The organism is Agrobacterium bohemicum (assembly GCF_001562555.1).
In the GTDB taxonomy this organism is placed as follows: domain Bacteria; phylum Pseudomonadota; class Alphaproteobacteria; order Rhizobiales; family Rhizobiaceae; genus Agrobacterium; species Agrobacterium bohemicum.
Map to the genome: position 1 here is coordinate 24,331 of NZ_KQ961036.1, position 16,148 is coordinate 40,478.

Annotated in this window: 14 protein-coding genes and 2 pseudogenes; 4 read left to right on the top strand and 12 right to left on the bottom strand. The window is 55.6% G+C overall.

Translation table 11 applies throughout. The features are described 5' to 3' along the window. Positions 1-25: 25 nt before the first annotated feature. The 6 genes from ATO67_RS19825 to ATO67_RS19850 all read right to left on the bottom strand — a co-directional run bounded on the left by ATO67_RS19825 (position 26) and on the right by ATO67_RS19850 (position 6,377). Positions 26-862, bottom strand: coding sequence for an alpha/beta fold hydrolase (locus ATO67_RS19825; RefSeq protein WP_067653384.1), 837 nt, complete (start codon positions 860-862; stop codon positions 26-28). A 276-nt stretch (positions 863-1,138) separates the two neighbouring features. After that, on the bottom strand, positions 1,139-2,740 hold the full coding sequence (locus ATO67_RS19830) for an MFS transporter (RefSeq protein WP_067653195.1): 1,602 nt from the start codon (positions 2,738-2,740) through the stop codon (positions 1,139-1,141). Beyond that, positions 2,740-3,180, bottom strand: a complete 441-nt coding sequence (locus tag ATO67_RS19835) for a DoxX family protein (protein WP_067653197.1) — start codon at positions 3,178-3,180, stop codon at positions 2,740-2,742. The genes ATO67_RS19830 and ATO67_RS19835 overlap by 1 nt, the downstream gene beginning before the upstream one ends. Positions 3,181-3,350: 170 nt before the next feature. Further along, on the bottom strand, positions 3,351-5,333 hold the full coding sequence (locus tag ATO67_RS19840; protein WP_067653198.1) for an amidohydrolase: 1,983 nt from the start codon (positions 5,331-5,333) through the stop codon (positions 3,351-3,353). Beyond that, the gene (locus tag ATO67_RS19845) at positions 5,333-5,623 is read right to left on the bottom strand and encodes a XapX domain-containing protein (RefSeq protein WP_067653200.1); all 291 of its coding nucleotides are present in this window, start codon (positions 5,621-5,623) and stop codon (positions 5,333-5,335) included. The genes ATO67_RS19840 and ATO67_RS19845 overlap by 1 nt, the downstream gene beginning before the upstream one ends. A gap of 61 nt (positions 5,624-5,684) precedes the next feature. After that, positions 5,685-6,377: a hydrolase gene (locus ATO67_RS19850; protein ID WP_067653202.1), complete on the bottom strand. Its 693-nt coding sequence runs from the start codon at positions 6,375-6,377 to the stop codon at positions 5,685-5,687. Positions 6,378-6,591: 214 nt separating this feature from the next. Between ATO67_RS19850 and ATO67_RS19855 the strand changes: the two genes are divergently transcribed. The 3 genes from ATO67_RS19855 (at position 6,592) to ATO67_RS19870 (ending at position 10,008) form a co-directional block, all read left to right on the top strand. After that, on the top strand, positions 6,592-7,494 hold the full coding sequence (locus ATO67_RS19855) for a LysR family transcriptional regulator (protein WP_067653204.1): 903 nt from the start codon (positions 6,592-6,594) through the stop codon (positions 7,492-7,494). Positions 7,495-8,112: 618 nt separating this feature from the next. Beyond that, positions 8,113-8,985: a lipid kinase gene (locus ATO67_RS19865; protein WP_067653208.1), complete on the top strand. Its 873-nt coding sequence runs from the start codon at positions 8,113-8,115 to the stop codon at positions 8,983-8,985. Positions 8,986-9,036: 51 nt separating this feature from the next. Next, positions 9,037-10,008, top strand: a complete 972-nt coding sequence (locus tag ATO67_RS19870) for a DUF808 domain-containing protein (protein ID WP_067653386.1) — start codon at positions 9,037-9,039, stop codon at positions 10,006-10,008. Positions 10,009-10,137: 129 nt separating this feature from the next. Here the strand turns inward: ATO67_RS19870 and ATO67_RS19875 are convergent, their stop codons facing one another. Continuing rightward, the gene (locus ATO67_RS19875; RefSeq protein WP_067653210.1) at positions 10,138-10,548 is read right to left on the bottom strand and encodes a hypothetical protein; all 411 of its coding nucleotides are present in this window, start codon (positions 10,546-10,548) and stop codon (positions 10,138-10,140) included. Between the two features lie 243 nt (positions 10,549-10,791). Here ATO67_RS19875 and ATO67_RS19880 point away from each other — a divergent pair, with 243 nt between their 5' ends. Then, positions 10,792-11,115 (top strand): ArsR/SmtB family transcription factor, encoded by a 324-nt coding sequence (locus tag ATO67_RS19880; protein ID WP_106404994.1) that lies wholly within the window; start codon positions 10,792-10,794, stop codon positions 11,113-11,115. Positions 11,116-11,361: 246 nt separating this feature from the next. Here the strand turns inward: ATO67_RS19880 and ATO67_RS19885 are convergent, their stop codons facing one another. From ATO67_RS19885 to ATO67_RS19900, 5 genes and pseudogenes are all read right to left on the bottom strand, one after another. Then, positions 11,362-13,224 carry a TPM domain-containing protein gene (locus ATO67_RS19885; RefSeq protein WP_067653214.1) on the bottom strand — a complete coding sequence of 621 codons (1,863 nt, stop codon included), beginning with the start codon at positions 13,222-13,224 and terminating at the stop codon, positions 11,362-11,364. A gap of 29 nt (positions 13,225-13,253) precedes the next feature. After that, positions 13,254-14,078: a DUF3667 domain-containing protein gene (locus tag ATO67_RS19890; RefSeq protein WP_067653216.1), complete on the bottom strand. Its 825-nt coding sequence runs from the start codon at positions 14,076-14,078 to the stop codon at positions 13,254-13,256. 240 nt (positions 14,079-14,318) lie between these two features. Continuing rightward, positions 14,319-14,700, bottom strand: a pseudogene (locus ATO67_RS23580) (type II toxin-antitoxin system VapC family toxin). A gap of 8 nt (positions 14,701-14,708) precedes the next feature. Continuing rightward, positions 14,709-14,774 (bottom strand): annotated as a pseudogene (locus ATO67_RS22985) (type II toxin-antitoxin system VapB family antitoxin); the annotation flags it as partial. Positions 14,775-15,115: 341 nt separating this feature from the next. Then, a complete protein-coding gene (locus ATO67_RS19900; RefSeq protein WP_067653217.1) occupies positions 15,116-16,027 on the bottom strand; it encodes a LysR family transcriptional regulator in 912 nt (303 codons plus the stop codon). Positions 16,028-16,148: the final 121 nt, after the last annotated feature.

Genomic DNA, 16,148 nt, shown 5'->3' on the forward strand with positions numbered 1-16,148 from the left:
GCCGTCGGCATCATGTTGAGTTGGATCAAGCCTTGATGAAGGCCAGCAGCTCGGCGTTCAGCACCTCGGCATTCACGGTCAGCATGCCGTGCGAGAAGCCGGGGTACGTTTTGATGGTGCCGTTCTTCAGCAGTTTGATGGCTTTGTGAGCCGCATCCGCAATCGGCACGATCTGGTCGTCTTCGCCGTGGAGAACCAGCGTGGGCACCGTAATTGCCTTCAGGTCTTCCGTCTGGTCGGTTTCCGAAAACGCCTTGATGCCATCATAATGCGCCTTCGCGCTTCCCATCATGCCCTGACGCCACCAATTCTGGATCACGCCTTCATGAACGGTCGCGCCTTCACGGTTGAAGCCGTAGAATGGGCCGGCAGGAACATCGCGGAAGAACTGAGCGCGATTGGCAGCAGTGGCTGACCGAAAGCCGTCGAAGACGTCCATGGGCAGGCCTTCTGGGTTGGCTTCTGTCTTCAGCATCAGCGGTGGAACGGCGGATACCAGCACGGCCTTCGCAACGCGACCGGCAGGCTGGCCGTGCTTTGCGACATAGCGCGCAACTTCGCCGCCACCTGTCGAGTGGCCGATGTGAACGGCGTTCTTCAGGTCCAGTGCTTCGACAACGGCGAATGCGTCGGCTGCGTAATGGTCCATATCATGGCCGTCGGAGACTTGCGCTGAGCGACCATGGCCGCGACGGTCGTGGGCAACTACGCGGTAGCCGTTTGCAAGGAAGAACAGCATCTGTGCGTCCCAGTCGTCGGAAGACAAGGGCCAGCCGTGATGGAACACGATTGGCTGTGCGTCCTTCGGACCCCAGTCCTTGTAGAAGATGTCGGTGCCGTCTGTGGTTTTAACGAAGCCCATTGTCTTGTCTCCTGTGGTTGGATTTGGGTTTGTGGCAGCCGGTGCAGCATGGACCGGGCGGGTTGTAAGTAGCACTCCCGCAGTCATGACAGCGCCGACAAGAAGTGCATCACGGCGGCTCAGAGAAAAATTGTGGTTTGCCATGATGGCTCCTTGTTGGTTCGAAGTGGTTTCGTGTGCAGTGCGTTTGTCTATGTGAAGAGAATGTGCCGAAAACGAACGACTAGCAATTGCAACAAAAGTGTCGATTAAATTTCGATAATTGCAATAATCCGGTCATGTTGCTCTGCTCGGTTTGTTGATTGTCAGAAGGTGCCGAACCACTGGTTTATCCTGGCCGGTATGGAATGCGATGACCTTGCTCTGAACATCCGCATCTGCAGTGGACACGCGCTTGTGCTGGCGCAAATGCTCCGCCCATGATTCCACCATGAACCATTCGGTGATTTTCTCGGGGTCGGCAGAGTCCTCGGTAACACCCCAGCCATAGGCTCCGTCCCGGCGTCGTTCGGATGACATCTCATCCAGCGCATGCAGGAACTTGCTGCGGTTGTGCTTCTCGACATGGTAGTCGATCAGGATCAACACGGGACCGCGATCATGCGCGACCGGCTCTGCGACCAGCGGCTCGGGCCAATGGTTGGACGAAACCAGATCTGCGTCGCCTGCTGGAAGCTTGACTCGGTGCATGATGAAGCCCGCGACCAGCAATCCTGCCGCTCCGATGAGCAGCGTTACTGGTACGCCCACGGCTTCGCCCACCGCGCCCCAACCAAGGCTGCCCGCCGTCATCGCACCATTGAAGACCGTCAGATAAACTGCAAGCCCGCGACCTCTCACCCAATTGGGTAGAACAGCCTGTGCCGCGCCATTCAACGTCGTTAGTGCGGTTATCCAGGATGCTCCAAGAAACAGCAGGATGATGATGGCCAGCCACTGCGGTGGGGCAAGTGAAAGAATGCCCATGACGAGGGCTGTCATGATGGCAGAGCCGAGAAGCAGGCCATTGGAGTCAAAATGCTCGCGCAGTTTCGGCATGACCAGCGCGCCACCAATGGCGCCTGCGCCGACCGAGCCCAGCAAAAGGCCGTAAAAGCTGGCGTCACCGCCAAGAAGTTGGCGGGCGACGAGGGGCAGCAGCGCCCAGACGGCGCTGGCGAAGGCAAAGAAAATGGCCGCACGCAACAGCACGACATGCAATGGCTTGCTGGCGCGGGTATATCTCAGCCCAGCACGAAACGCGCCGAGGAAATTTTCAGACAGGGCATCATCGGCATTTTTGGCGCGTGGCCACCAGATGAGTGCCGCTATGACGAGAATGTAGCTTGCGACGTCAGCGCCATAGGTAACAGCCGCTCCGAACGCCGCGAGCAGAAGCCCGCCTGCCGCAGGGCCAATCGAGCGGGCGATGTTTATACCCAGCGAGTTCAGCGCGACCGCGCCTTTTACATCTTCGCGCGGCACCAGTTCCGGCACGATGGCCTGCCATGTCGGTCCCATCAGAGCAGCTCCTATGCCGCCCAGAAATGTCAGGCCGATCAAGGCGCTGACGGACAGCATGCCGATATAGGACAGTGTCATCAGCGATATGCTGACGCTGGCAAGCAGAAGCTGAATGGCGATCAGGAATTTGCGACGGTCGAGAATGTCAGAGAGAACGCCCGCCGGGATCGCCAGGAGGAAGATCGGCAGCGTCCCGGCTGCCTGCACAAGAGCGACCGCTGCCGGTGCTGCGGAAAGATCGGTCATCAACCAGGAACTGGCGACATCGCGCATGAAGCTGCCCGTGTTGCCCAGAACCGTTGCCGCCCAAAGGACCGCAAAGACCGGCTGACGCAGCGGGGCGAAGCTTCCGCTTGAGGATGTGCGGACGCTCATCACTTCGCTCCTTTGGTCAGATCGAAGGCGGCAACGAAGACGAATGCTCCGGCAAGGCCAAGATGTTCGAAGAAAGCGTTGGTCGCCATCATGCGATCCATGCCGGGAGCCATTTCCCAGAAGCGCAGAGCGATGAGCGTCGCCACAATAGTGAAGCCTGCCAAGGCGAGCGCACCCGCCCAACGAAGAAAGCCTGAAATCACCATGGCAGACGCTGTCAGCTCAAATACAATGACGATCACGGCAAAGACGGCAGCAGGATGCAGACCGAAATGGTCCATCTCGCCCATGGCACCATTGAAATCGACAATCTTGGTCAAAGGTCCCTGGATATAGGCTGCGCACAGCGCAAGCAGCGAAACTGTCCGGACCGCTGGGGTTGCTATAACGCCCGCCAGGGCTGTCTTCAGTCTGTTGGTGTTAGATGAATGGTAGGTCATGGCTGCTCCTGCAGGTTGGCCCGTGTTGACGGGCTGTTGTCTTGCGATGGAGTGATTTTGAGCCGAAACGTTGCTGCCAGCAATTGCATCAATAGTTTCGATTTAATTGCGTTTTTTACAATATTGAGATGCGGACGGGCCATGGGGCCCGTCCGTCAGAGGAGGTACAATCACACCGCCCAGCACGAGCAACCCAGCGCGCCAAAGAAGCCCTTGAGATCGGCAATTGGCAGTTTCGACGTCCAGGCACCTGCGTGGTCGTGACCGTGAACACCGCAATCGCTGGCGCAGCCGCAGTTGGAAATCGCGGTGCGCCGCAAGGAACGTGCACCTGCACCCTCCGGCTCGCCCCATGCGGCGTAACCGCCGAACTTTCGAACGGGAGACCAGTCCGGCATAGCGGTCGGCACGTCGTTTTCATCCAGTGCCTTGAAGTCACCCGAACCATAGACGATCTTGCCACCGACCATGGTGAGATCCGAGGTCAGGAAGGAAATTTCGTCTTCGGAGCAGGAGAAAAAGTCCTTGTCCGGCACGATGAGGTCCGCAAACTGACCCTTTTCTATGCGGCCCTTCTTGCCCTCCTCGTTGGAGAACCACGTGACCTTTTCGGTCCACATCCGAAGTGCCGTTTCACGGTCAAGGCAGTTGGCGCGTGGATAAAGCTGCATGCCGCCAACGGTCTTTCCCGTCACCATCCACGATAGCGATACCCAGGGATTATAGGAGGCGACGCGGGTTGCATCGGTACCGGCTGAAACATGGACGCCCTTCTCCAGCATCTTGGCGATGGGCGGAGTGGCTTCGGCTACGCCGTGACCGTAGCGTTCCACGAAATATTCGCCCTGATAGGCCATGCGGTGCTGGGTGGCGATACCGCCGCCAAGCGCTGCAATGCGGTCTATGGAGCGATCTGAAATCGTCTCGGCATGGTCGAAGAACCAGTTGAGACCTTCGAGCGGAATATCCTTGTTGACCTTTTCGAACACGTCGAGTGCACGGGTGATCGTCTCGTCATAGGTGGCGTGCAGACGCCATGGCCAGCGGTTTTCGGCCAGAACCCGCACCACTTCTTCCAGTTCACCTTCCATTTCCGGCGCCATTTCGGGCCTTGGTTGGCGGAAGTCCTCGAAATCGGCGGCGGAAAAGACGAGCATCTCGCCAGCGCCATTGTGCCGGAAGTAATCATTGCCCTGCTTGTATTTGACCGACTGCGTCCATTTGAGAAAGTCTTCTTTTTCTTCCTTCGGCTTTTGCGTGAACAGGTTGTATGCGAGACGAACCGTCATCTGGTTTTCGTCGGAAAGCTTTTGGATGACTTCGTAATCGTCCGGGTAGTTCTGAAAACCGCCACCGGCATCGATCACGCCGGTAACGCCCAATCGGTTCAGTTCCCGCATGAAATGACGGGTCGAATTGACCTGATAATCCAGCGGCAGTTTCGGGCCCTTGGCAAGGGTGGAATAGAGAATGGCGGCGTTTGGCTTGGCCAGCAGCAACCCAGTTGGATTGCCATTGAGATCGCGCGTAATCTCACCACCATGCGGTTCAGGTGTATCCTTGGTGTAGCCAACTGCACGAAGGGCCGCGCCATTCAGAAGCGCTCTGTCATAGAGGTGCAGCAGGAAGACGGGCGTATCAGGCGCGACAGCGTTGATTTCTTCGATTGTCGGCAGGCGTTTTTCTGCAAACTGGTGCTCGGTGAAACCGCCGACGACACGCACCCACTGCGGGGCGGGTGTTATCGCCACCTGCCGTTTGAGCATATCCATGGCATCGGCCAGCGAGCGGACGCCGTCCCAGCGCAGTTCCATGTTGAAATTCAACCCACCACGCACGACGTGGGTATGGTTGTCGATCAGGCCGGGCAGAACGCGCTTACCTTTGAGATTGATGATCTTCGTTTCCGGTCCGGCAAGTGCCATGACATCGCCATCGCTGCCCACTTCGGAAAAAAGGCTGTCTTTGATGGCAATAGCCGTCGCATTGGGGTTGGCGCGATCAAGCGTCGTAACGCGGCCATTGTGAAGGATGATATCGGGATGCATGGTGTCTGCTCCGGTCTTGTTTGGATCCGCGGCTTTGGCCGACGAGAAGAGATTGGACAAGGCGAGGCTGGAAGCCGCACCAAGGAACGTGCGGCGCGTCGTCATCAGCCTTTACCTTCGGGAGCGTCTTGTCTGGAGGCGGCAAGATCGGCAGTAGCCTGCCCGCCCTTGGGCATATGGCCGAACATGTGCGGCTTGACGTGGTTGAGCCACGAGACCGCTGCCGGCTCCTTGTTCCAGATCGTCTTTGCGAGCGGCACGATCTGTTCGCCAACGAGAATGCCCAGAAGACCGACGAGAGCGATGACGGGCGGGGCGGGCGATCGGACATTGAGAAGGCCGTAAATAACCCCAACCAGAAGGCCGACGGCAAGCGAGAGCAGGTAGATTTTCATCGATGCGTTCCTTTTCCAAAATGATTGCCCCGCCCGACAATTCAGGCGGGGCTGCTTCAAATCAGATGGCGGCTGGGTTCGGGCCGATGCGCTTGCCATGGCTGACGCGCTCAGTGCCGCCGTGAACGTGGGTGACGGCATAGTCGATGCCCATGCCGTAAGCGCCGGAATGCTCCTTCACCAGGGAGGTGACGGCATCGTAGGTTTCCTTGCGAGCCCAATCACGCTGCCATTCCAGAAGAACCTGCTGCCATGTAACGGGGACGACACCGGCCTGAACCATGCGGTCCATGGCATATTTGTGCGCATCCATAGAGGTGCCGCCGGAGGCGTCGGCAACCATATAAATTTCATAATCGGTGTCGTTCATGCAGGAGAGTGCGAAAGTCGTGTTGCAGACTTCGGTCCACAGACCGGCGACGACGATCTTCTTGCGACCGTCAGCTGCATTCTTGGCGAGCGCATCGCGTACGTTCTGGTCATCCCAGGAATTCATCGAGGTGCGTTCGAGAATGTCATTGTCTGGCACGACGGCTAGCAGTTCAGGGAAAGTGTTGCCCGAGAAGCTGTCGGTTTCAACAGTGGTGATCGTCGTCGGAATGTTGAAAATCCTGGCCGCCTTGGCAAGGCCGACGACATTGTTCTTCAATACCTGCCGGTCGATGGACTGCACGCCAAAGGCCATCTGTGGCTGCTGGTCGATGAAGATGATCTGGCTGTTCTGGGGCGTTAGAACCTGAAGCTTGTTGGACATGTCGTCTTTCCTTTGATGTGTTGACTAAGGGAATGGAGGAGGGGCGGCGTTAAGTCTTGAAGGTTATGCCGACCGATTGTCTGAAAGTGACATCGTGCTGGTGGCCTTCCTTTTCTGAGGTCGCTGTCTGGTGTGATTTGAAATCTAAGCCAGTTGATCACGCGCCGGAATTGCAATAATAATTATCAATGAATTGCTTTGGGTGAAATAATCGATGAACGACTACAAGGCGCTGCGAACCTTTTTGATGGCTGCGGAAAAGCGCAACTTCGCTCAGGTCGCGCGGGAACTGGATATGACGCCAGCGGCTGTGACGCGCGCCATTGCGGCACTTGAGGACGATCTCGGCGTGCAACTCTTCGTGCGCACGACCCGGCAGGTATCTCTGACGACCGACGGGGCAATCTACGCGGCACAGATACAGCCCGCCTTTGAGGCGTTGGAGAACGCCCGAAAAGACGTGATGAACACCCACAAGGCCGACCATGGCCGCCTGCGCATCAGCGCGCCCACGTGGTTCGGCCAGCAGGTCCTGCCGCCTATTCTGTCAGGGTTCCAGAAGCGCTATCCAAAGATCAGCTTCGAAGTGTCCCTCGGCGATGGTCTGGTTAACATCATCGATGACGATTACGATCTGGCGATCCGTATTTCGGCAGCACCATCGGACAAGTTCACGATTTGGCGTAAAATCAGCGTGGTGAAGCGCATTCTGGTCGCTGCTCCGGGCAGTCGATTTGCGGATATGCAGCATCCGAGCGAACTGACGCCCGACGACTGCCTTGCCTATAGCGGCGAAAGCAGGCGGGAGAACTGGATACTCTCCGATGGCAGCGGAAGCGCCAGCATCTCAGCGGGCAGAACGTTCAGCGCCAATAGTGGCGAGGTGCTGGCGAAAATGGCGGCAGACGGCAATGGCGTGGCATTGCTTCCGACGTTTCATGTTGCGGAACATCTGCGGTCTGGAAAACTCGTCCATATTTTACCCGGATGGAAACCAACGGACCTGTGGCTGACGCTTTATTATCCACCCTATCAAGCGCTGCCGCCCCGAATTGCTTCCTTCTCTAAGTTCTTTGAAGAACAGGTCCCCGGCTTCATCGCTCATGATGCCGGTTGAGAGATTTTGCAAGCATAAAGATCGCCTCTGTCGAACCTTAAATTTAGCTGTGATGATGGTGATTGTTGCGGATCAGATCACGCCCACAGCTGCCCGTAATAAGAAAAGTCGACCCGCAGATGAGGCTGTCCGTACTCCGTGGCTGTTCGCCATAAATCTCGACTTTTGGGACTTGACTACCCTTCAGGCGAGTGCCTTGCCGTCCGTCTCAAAAGGCTGATCGTTCAAGGGAACGTCCGCTGCCCGTCGCCCGCGCGGTACACATATGAGGCGATAACTGTCATCTGGTTCTCTTCGAGAACAGGTTTAAGGCCTTGAGCCGGATATGTAGGGCCGATGACGCCCCGTTGCTTGGTGACTGGACAGTAGAGCGTGCTTCCTTCCACTTGCCTTTACGTCGAACTAAGGCGGATTAAGAGCCGGAATCGTGAAAAAAAATCGAGACGTGGAAACCGTCAATCTTGTCTTCTTTTCCGTAAATGCACATGGCGAGTGTGCCGCCCAAGCATGCCATTGAAGACGGATGCTGCAGTGCATATATAAAAAGCGGTCGATTGTTTGAAAGTGAACAACCAGCTATTATTCTAACCTTCGCAAACGCGCGCAGAAACTGAGAGTATGACGTCACAAGCAGCCTTGTTGCTGGTCAACCCGAATTCCCGCAGAGGAAAAGACAGTCTGCCCGAGGTGCGACGGTTGCTGCAGGAAGCTGAAATCCGTTTCACCGAGCTACCCGCCGATTATACGGGTACGACGTCCCAGGCGATAGAAGAGCATATTGGCTTGGTAGATCGTGTCATCGTCGGCGGTGGTGACGGTAGCCTGAACGGGGCGGCGAGGGGACTTTTAAAAGCGGGGCTTCCCTTGGGTGTTCTTCCGCTTGGAACGGCAAATGATTTCGCACGCACCATTGGCCTGCCGCTCGATCTTGCTCAGGCGGTGGATGTCATCGCTAAAGGCAACACGACTAGGATCGACCTCGGCGAAGCGAACGGGCATCCATTCTTCAATGTGGCAAGTGTCGGCTTCAGTGCCGATCTGGCAACGTCGCTGACTGAGAAAGCCAAGAAGCGTTGGGGCAAACTGGGTTACGGCATTGTCGCTGCCCGGTTGCTCGCCAGTTCACGGCTGTTCACCGCAACGCTCGAGCATGACGGTCAGACTGAAGAACTGCGAACCTTGCAGGTGGCTGTCGGTAATGGGCGCTTTTATGGTGGTGGCATGACCGTGCATTCGGATGCCACTGCGACAGACGGCATGTTGGATTTCTACAGTCTCGAGGTCGACCATTGGTGGAGGCTGCTGGCGCTTTTGCCAAGCTTGCGCAAGGGTACGCATGGCGACTGGAGCGATGTCCGGTCGTTCTCGACAAAGCATCTAACGATTCGCACCAGCAAGCCGCGCGCAGTCAATCTCGACGGCGAGTTAAAGACCAATACACCCGTGACGTTTCATATCAGGGAAAAGGCGATCTCTGTCTTCGTTCCGTGATGGATGCGAATTCATGTTTATTTATTTCAAAATACAAAGGCTGCATTTTTCATGGCAACAGGTCTCATAGCGCTTCTCGATGATGTCGCGGCAATTGCAAAGCTGGCTGCTGCGTCACTCGATGACGTTGCGGCGCAAACGGCCAAGGCCACTGGTAAAGCAGCAGGTGTCGTCATTGATGATGCTGCCGTCACGCCGCGATATGTGGTCGGCCTCAGTCCCGCCCGTGAACTGCCGATCATTGCCCGCATTGCATTGGGTTCGTTGAAGAACAAACTTGTGTTTCTTCTGCCGGCCGCGCTCCTTCTCGGCTATTTTGCGCCGTGGGTCATTACACCGCTGCTCATGGTCGGTGGGGTCTACCTATGCTACGAAGGGGCCGAAAAGCTCTATGCGGTTTTCTTCCCGCATGCTGCGCACGGTCACGAAAAGCAGGTTCTGGGTGAAGAGCTCGATCCGGTCGCTCTTGAAAACCAGAAGGTCAGCGGCGCGGTTCGCACCGATTTCATCCTTTCAGCGGAAATCATGGCGCTAACGCTGGCCGATGTTTCGCAGTCCAGTGTCTATATGCAGGGCTTCGTGCTCGCCGCCGTTGGTATTCTGATCACGCTTGCCGTTTACGGTTTCGTCGCGCTTATCGTTAAGGCAGATGACGTTGGCATTGCGATGGCCAAGACCTCATCGTCGGTCCTTCAGGTCATCGGTCGCGGTCTCGTCTACGGCATGCCTATCTTCCTCAAAGTGCTTGCAGCCGCCGGCACTGCGGCGATGCTGTGGGTCGGAGGCAGTATCTTGGTGCACGGGCTTGCCCAGCTTAGTTATTCTGGTCCCGAACACCTCATCAACGATGTTTCCGCTGCGGTCGTTTCTGCCATCTCATTCGCTCCGTCCGTCGTCGGTTGGCTCGCGACATCTGCCCAGCAGGCTGTGCTCGCCATCATGATCGGTTCCGTTGCCGTCGCTGCCATGGGCACTTTGATTGCGCCCGTGTGGAAAAAGATACTCAGCCGCAAACATGTCTAATGCCCGGGATCAGGTGAAATAGCGCACTCTTAGCGGCAGCAGCGCAGCGCCGATGGCGGAAGGATCGCCCTCGGTCTCTCTGAGAGCCAGTTGGAGTATCTTTGAAGCTCAGCATGTTGATGGGAGAGGCTAGGGGCGCTGATGGTTTGAGTTGCTTGCCGATGCGCTCGATTTTGCTTCTAATGTTTCGAAGACGATCCCTGTGAAAAGAGTAGCATAACCACCAATCGATCTCATGCACTGGCCATAATCTTTCACGAGGACAAACGTGTTACCCCGCTTTACGCGATAAGCAATGTCGAACGGCTGCCTGTCAATGACTGTCATTTTCATCCGTTCAATGACACCTGCTCGATCATCCGGATAGACGGTCTCAAGGAAACTCTCCGCGGGAAGCCCGCGATCAACCTCCGAATAATCAACATTCATGATCTCTGAATAACGCCTGTCCGCCCAAAACTTATTTTCCACGATGTCCCACGTGTAGAACCCTCCGTTCGTTACGGAAAAGAGCTTATGCCTCATCGATAAAAGTCCCATGTCTAAGTCTCATCTAATGTTGGCTAATACTCAACGATTCGCGTGGAAAATACCCCCTCAAACAGGGGGGAACGATTTTCACAGGCGAATTTGTGGTTGACGAACTCGCATTTACATCTCAATTTGTGGTATTCAATATTGCTGAAATAGCGCTAGTTTGTCTGGAGAGACTTACCAAGTTGGTTTTTTCTATTCCAGTTTATCGCTCGGTGCACAGAGTGCCTCGCTATGGAGCCCGATGGAATGTACTCAAATGCTTCAAAAGCACGATTGCTGAACAACCTTTCAAATGCTGTGCGCCTCGAACTGCTTTCGACCCTCTCAAAAAATGAAATGTCTGTCGGCGAGCTTTGCTCAAAGATAGGCATGAGCCAATCCGCTGTTTCTCAGCATCTGGCGAAACTGCGGTCCGACGGCTTAGTAAACACCCGGAGAGACGCCCAAACCATTTACTACCGCTGCGCCAACCCTGGTGTGCAACGTGTCTTGAATTTGCTCGACGAGATTTTCAGTCCAGAATTTTCCGCCGAGAACACTTACGTCTTTAAAGGCTCCAATAAAGCATGATTACACGGCTGACGATTTAAGACGGATTGGATAGTTGGATTGGTTTCCGCCTTACCCAAGCGAGAATTCTTGTTTGAAGATTGTTGCGTTCAATCTACTCGCTTGGAAGGATGGCAGACATGACGACAGAGACAATGAGGAGTTGCGCCAAGCGAGATGACGTTGACGCGGATACCGTTACCATTTGGATCGAAAGGCCAGGCGTTCGAACCGGTCAGCACGAACGTCCACGCCCCTGTTCGTTATCTACTGCAACAGATCATAGCTGATCAGGTCGAGTTGTGGCGCACCCGTTCTGAGGATCGTATCACGTGCGATGAAGGCGTAATGTTTTCCTTCTTCCAACGGCACCGGCATAAGTGTCGGAACGGCGTCGCTGACATAGAGCACCACATCTTTGCCGTCCGGCGTCCGCACCTGCATAGCAGGACCGATAAAGCGAGAGCGTGGTTCGTTGACCGCCAAGTTACGGTCGCTCATATCAGGTGATTTGGAAACGATCTTCGCCTCGAACCGTAGAAGCTTTTGGAAGACTGCGTCCCTAGCCGGGTCGAACGGTATCGTGCCGCTCGCATGGTCGGCCTGGTTTCTCCGTTTCGCTGCATCATAATCTGCAAAAGTCGGATAGCGCACAGACCACTCGAGTGGCTTTGATTGGTTCATCACGCGGTAGGCCGCGCCCGCAAGTGTCGAACTAATCCTTTGTGCAGATACCCTTTGAGATATCTGATCAACAAAGCTTTGTAATCGGCGCCTTGGCGAGTCGTCGTTTTCGAAAAGAACCTGCAGGCCAGGCCCCAGAGCCACGCCAACTTGTTTTATGTCCGGAGCGACCACCAGAACGGCGCCGTTGCCTACATCCAGCTTTCCGACCCGCATTTGTCGCATGAAGTCCAGCGCATACTGGTCAGGATCCCGACCTTGCAGGTCCCTGACTGCAACGGTGACCACCTCGACATCGGCGGCCGCCGCGAACTGAAAGGCGATCGTTTGCAATTTGTCGCGTACAAGCGGGTCGAACACGCCTACCTCGTCATAGACAAAACGGTCGAATTTTGATGGCATTGCTTCGGCTGAGAGCTTGGGCAAACGGTCAATGGCAGCGGGGCCGATGGTCTTGGAGCCGCCACTGGGGTTCAACGATGACATGTCATCCAACGGACCCGGAATATCAGGCATCCGGGCCGTATCGGGGTGATTGGATGCGATTGCCGGAACTTCAGCAACGGTTGGCGCCTCCGGCACGCTCTGTTCGACATGTCGTGCAGGGGGCTCCGCTAAAGCGACGGCTAGATCACCATCGCAGTTTTCTTGTTGCTGTTCGCAGGATTGTGCCCAGCCTGCCTTGACGGCATCAAGCCGTCTCTTGCGTCCGGGGTGGGTTGGCCCATCGGCCCGCGGGACCAGAGTGGCAATCGCCTTCTCCGCCTGCGGCAAAGTGGCCCCCATCTTGAAGAGAACGAAGCCTGAGAACTTGTCGGCTTCCAATTCTATCGGCGGCTTGCTGCCGCCCGGCAAAAGCGTGTGGCCGGAAAGATGGTGGCCGATTTCATGCGCAAGGATTGAGGTTCCGCTCCAGTCGTGGTCTCCCGTGGTGCGCGCAACCTCCTGCATGAACTGCCGGTTGTAGGCAATGACCCGCTTCGGAACGCCGTCCTTACCCATGACGATCAGTGCGGCAGCATTCGGCACTGCGCTTTCCGTGATTGTGAAGTTCTGTGGCAGGCCGGTATAGCGCATGATCCGGGAGACAGCGGCGGTCCCGTTCGCCTCGGTGGAGGCCTTGAATGTCCTCGCATCGACCTTTAATGCCTTACCATCATAGGAACAGGCTTGCAGCATTTCGGAAAGCTGCGTGGTCAGTTCATTTTCGTCGACTTTGCTCGCGTCCGCATTGTCCTTTTTCGCCTCTTTATCTTCGGAGGATGTCGGAGGCTGGGCCTGCGCAATAAGCGTGCCTCGTTCAGCTTCATCCAGTTTCGAGAACATGGAGTCGCATATCGCCTTATCGCTCTGCGTTGGCCAGAAACTCGTAGAATTCGCAGCAGATGCACCCTGTGTCAGGATAGATCCCGCGGCCACGCTCGCGCACAGAAATAAGGCTCTCATGGTGTCTTCCTTTCATGTCTTCGCTTCAGTCAGGAAAGTTGCGCGATAACGATACGAATTACGGCGCGTGCATAAAGATAGAAGAGACCCTCCTTCGACAAGTAGAACAGGCCCGCTCCGATCGCGGGCCACCACCATTGTTGTCGCCAATCAATGGCGAAAAACTGTCCGAAAGCGAAAAATACGATCCCGATTTCCACAAAGGGCATATAATAGCCGGTGTAGAAACGGTGAGACTTGACAATTTCTGCGGTGGAATCGAGCAGTAGCGGTGACAGATTGATGGTGTTGGCAACGATAATGACGAAATGCGCATACGTCGCCAGGACTAGGTGTTCAATAAAATTGAACCCCTGCCGCGCCCAGAAAGCGATGTTTGATGCAACCAATATTGCCAAGATGCCAAGTGAGAACGACCATTTTGACCATGATTGCACCAATGCCACTGCTTTGCTGAGCCGCTCGTCCTGGCTGCCGAGGTAGTCAACCTGCGCAATTACCAACAGCAGCACGACAATCGCTGCGAGAAGCAGTTTGAGTGGATGCGTGTGGCTCTTCCGCTGACCAAGAACATACTCACGGGCAACGGCGCCAGGCTTCGTGACGACGCGAAAGGCAGATTTCGCCATGTCGGCTTCAAACCATCGAAGCTTCTCCCAAACCTCGTCGCGCAGGTGTGAAGAGTTCAGCCTCTGTGCTTTCTTCTGTCCGCAAACATGACAATATTTATCACGCAGGGGCTCACCGCAGTTGCGGCAGATCGGCTCCTCAAAAAAACGATTGGATGCACCGGAGATGTCATTCCTCGTGGGTTTCTCACCTAGAGCTGATCTGGTTTCCGGCGATTGTTCCATGCAAATCTCCGCTCGTTATGACGTATTTTCACTGCGAGCGCGGGTGGCACCTCAGTCCATGCAGTGTACAATCGATTTCGGATCGCTGCAGAGCTCACCGTGATAGTCCAAGAGAATAACTCAATATGTAGGCTTCAGCTCTGGTGAGTTCTTTTACTCTGATGGCGTTTTAACAAGAGGGGCGTTGGTTCTGATCCAGTGCAGGCGTTATACTGAATTTCAATACGGTTTGACACTGTGCTAGGTCGGTGTGTCGATTGGTACATGAAGTGTGGCGCCCGTCTTTTTCGTCGCCGCTGTAAGGCGCTTATCTCTGGTCCACAAGAGTGCTCGATGGTCGATTAACGCGGACGGTCGCAAATGCACGTCCGTATGTCTGATCCCCGTGCTGAAGATTGAGTGTCGGTCAATTACAGTCATCACCTCGTCGTGAGAGGCGATCAATGCTTCGGGCTGCGCGGCTAGACACGCTACTACGGCATGACGGTCCTGTAGGTTGCCAAGCGCGAGTTCTCCGATCACGACAGGTGGCAAACAGTTGGTCGTCTTCGAAAATTTTTCGTAGCTCTGCATCTCCGTGGCGGGAGTGATCTATCCAGATTGAGGTGTCTACCAGTATCACTGGGCTGCCTTCGTCCCAGTGAGGGACCTAGCCCTCTCGATAAGGTTGTCGTCGAGATTGATGGTAGATCGCATGCCCAGACCTCTTAAGTTGAGGAGTTAACATTAGCACCATTTGGTGTTGAAATCCACGCCTCTGTCGGGAGGGATGAGAGTTACATATCTGTTTGTCGAGCAGAATTATATTCACCGCCGTGGGATCGATTCCTTCAAGGCGGTAACTGCGCCTCTTGATTTGGCCATTTCCTGCCATTTGATTTTCCGAACACCTTAAATCTCAGCGAGTGTCTACGTGCATAGGATGCAGGTCCCTGTCCTTGGCCGGATAGCAGTCATTTTCCGGACTGTTCTTCCCAGCAAGACGGATGACGTAAAAGTATCTTGGGTACGTATCTTCATGTCGAGAAGACGTTGATCTAAGCACTGGGTAATTGCCCCTTCGCAAATTCGCGCGCCGCCTGAATGAACGCGCTAAAGGCAGCCGGTGGGTTCTTTCTACCAGCGTAATACAGCGCGAGCGGTGCTAGGGAGGGCGTCCAATCCTCTAGAACGCGCACCAGTCGACCGGTCGCAATGTCGTCGCGCACATCTGCCTCCATAATGTATCCCAGGCCCACTCCATTTTGCGCCGCTATCCTGACAAGGCTTGACTCGTCGAGAGTTATTGAGCCTTGCACATCGATCTGGACAGCGTTCCCATCCTTTTCAAATTTCCACCGAAACAAGGCGTTGTTGGGCAGGCGCGCACGGATGCAGCGAAACCGATATAGGTCGGCTGGCACCGTTGGGCGGCCATGAGTGCGCAGGAACTCGGGTGATGCGACAACGGCGTTGCTGCGCTTGGTACCGAGTGGCACAGCGATCATGTCGGTCGGCACTAGATCGGCCGGCCTCAAGCCCAGGTCGAACCCCGCCGCAACAATGTCAACGATCCGTCCCTCCGTGACCAGATCGATATGCACCTGAGGGTAGCGTTGCATGAACGACAATATGAGCGGTTCGATTACCTCTCGGGCTGCTGTCGCGAAAGCATTGATCCGCAAAGTGCCCGTCGGAGTTTCCTGGAGCGATTGGACCGTGAGCATAGCGTCGTGGATGTCCGTCATAGCCGGCCCGACCCGTTCGACAAATGTCTTTCCCGCATCGGTAAGTGAAACGCTACGCGTTGTACGGTTGAACAGGCGCACGCCCAGGCGCTGCTCAAGCTTTGCGATGGCATTGCTCAATGCGGTCGTGGACATGCCGAGCTCGAGCGCGGCGGCTCGAAACGAGCCCAAGCGCGCGATGCTGAGAACGGCGTCTAAATCGACAAGTACAGAGCGTGTCATTATCCCTCTTTTCGCAATTCCTCATCCTCTTTTATCCCAGTTATCGTGTCAAGCAACTCGCCTTAGACTGCTTACACCGACCCCATAAGGGGCGACGCCCTCAACTGGCAGAGGTTGGAAT

Excerpts from the sequence above, each read along its gene's own strand:
- ATO67_RS19825 (WP_067653384.1), bottom strand. The coding sequence starts at position 862 with ATGGGCTTCGTTAAAACCACAGACGGCACCGACATCTTCTACAAGGAC.
- ATO67_RS19830 (WP_067653195.1), bottom strand. The coding sequence starts at position 2,740 with ATGAGCGTCCGCACATCCTCAAGCGGAAGCTTCGCCCCGCTGCGTCAG.
- ATO67_RS19835 (WP_067653197.1), bottom strand. The coding sequence starts at position 3,180 with ATGACCTACCATTCATCTAACACCAACAGACTGAAGACAGCCCTGGCG.
- ATO67_RS19840 (WP_067653198.1), bottom strand. The coding sequence starts at position 5,333 with ATGACGACGCGCCGCACGTTCCTTGGTGCGGCTTCCAGCCTCGCCTTG.
- ATO67_RS19845 (WP_067653200.1), bottom strand. The coding sequence starts at position 5,623 with ATGAAAATCTACCTGCTCTCGCTTGCCGTCGGCCTTCTGGTTGGGGTT.
- ATO67_RS19850 (WP_067653202.1), bottom strand. The coding sequence starts at position 6,377 with ATGTCCAACAAGCTTCAGGTTCTAACGCCCCAGAACAGCCAGATCATC.
- ATO67_RS19855 (WP_067653204.1), top strand. The coding sequence starts at position 6,592 with ATGAACGACTACAAGGCGCTGCGAACCTTTTTGATGGCTGCGGAAAAG.
- ATO67_RS19865 (WP_067653208.1), top strand. The coding sequence starts at position 8,113 with ATGACGTCACAAGCAGCCTTGTTGCTGGTCAACCCGAATTCCCGCAGA.
- ATO67_RS19870 (WP_067653386.1), top strand. The coding sequence starts at position 9,037 with ATGGCAACAGGTCTCATAGCGCTTCTCGATGATGTCGCGGCAATTGCA.
- ATO67_RS19875 (WP_067653210.1), bottom strand. The coding sequence starts at position 10,548 with ATGGGACTTTTATCGATGAGGCATAAGCTCTTTTCCGTAACGAACGGA.
- ATO67_RS19880 (WP_106404994.1), top strand. The coding sequence starts at position 10,792 with ATGTACTCAAATGCTTCAAAAGCACGATTGCTGAACAACCTTTCAAAT.
- ATO67_RS19885 (WP_067653214.1), bottom strand. The coding sequence starts at position 13,224 with ATGAGAGCCTTATTTCTGTGCGCGAGCGTGGCCGCGGGATCTATCCTG.
- ATO67_RS19890 (WP_067653216.1), bottom strand. The coding sequence starts at position 14,078 with ATGGAACAATCGCCGGAAACCAGATCAGCTCTAGGTGAGAAACCCACG.
- ATO67_RS19900 (WP_067653217.1), bottom strand. The coding sequence starts at position 16,027 with ATGACACGCTCTGTACTTGTCGATTTAGACGCCGTTCTCAGCATCGCG.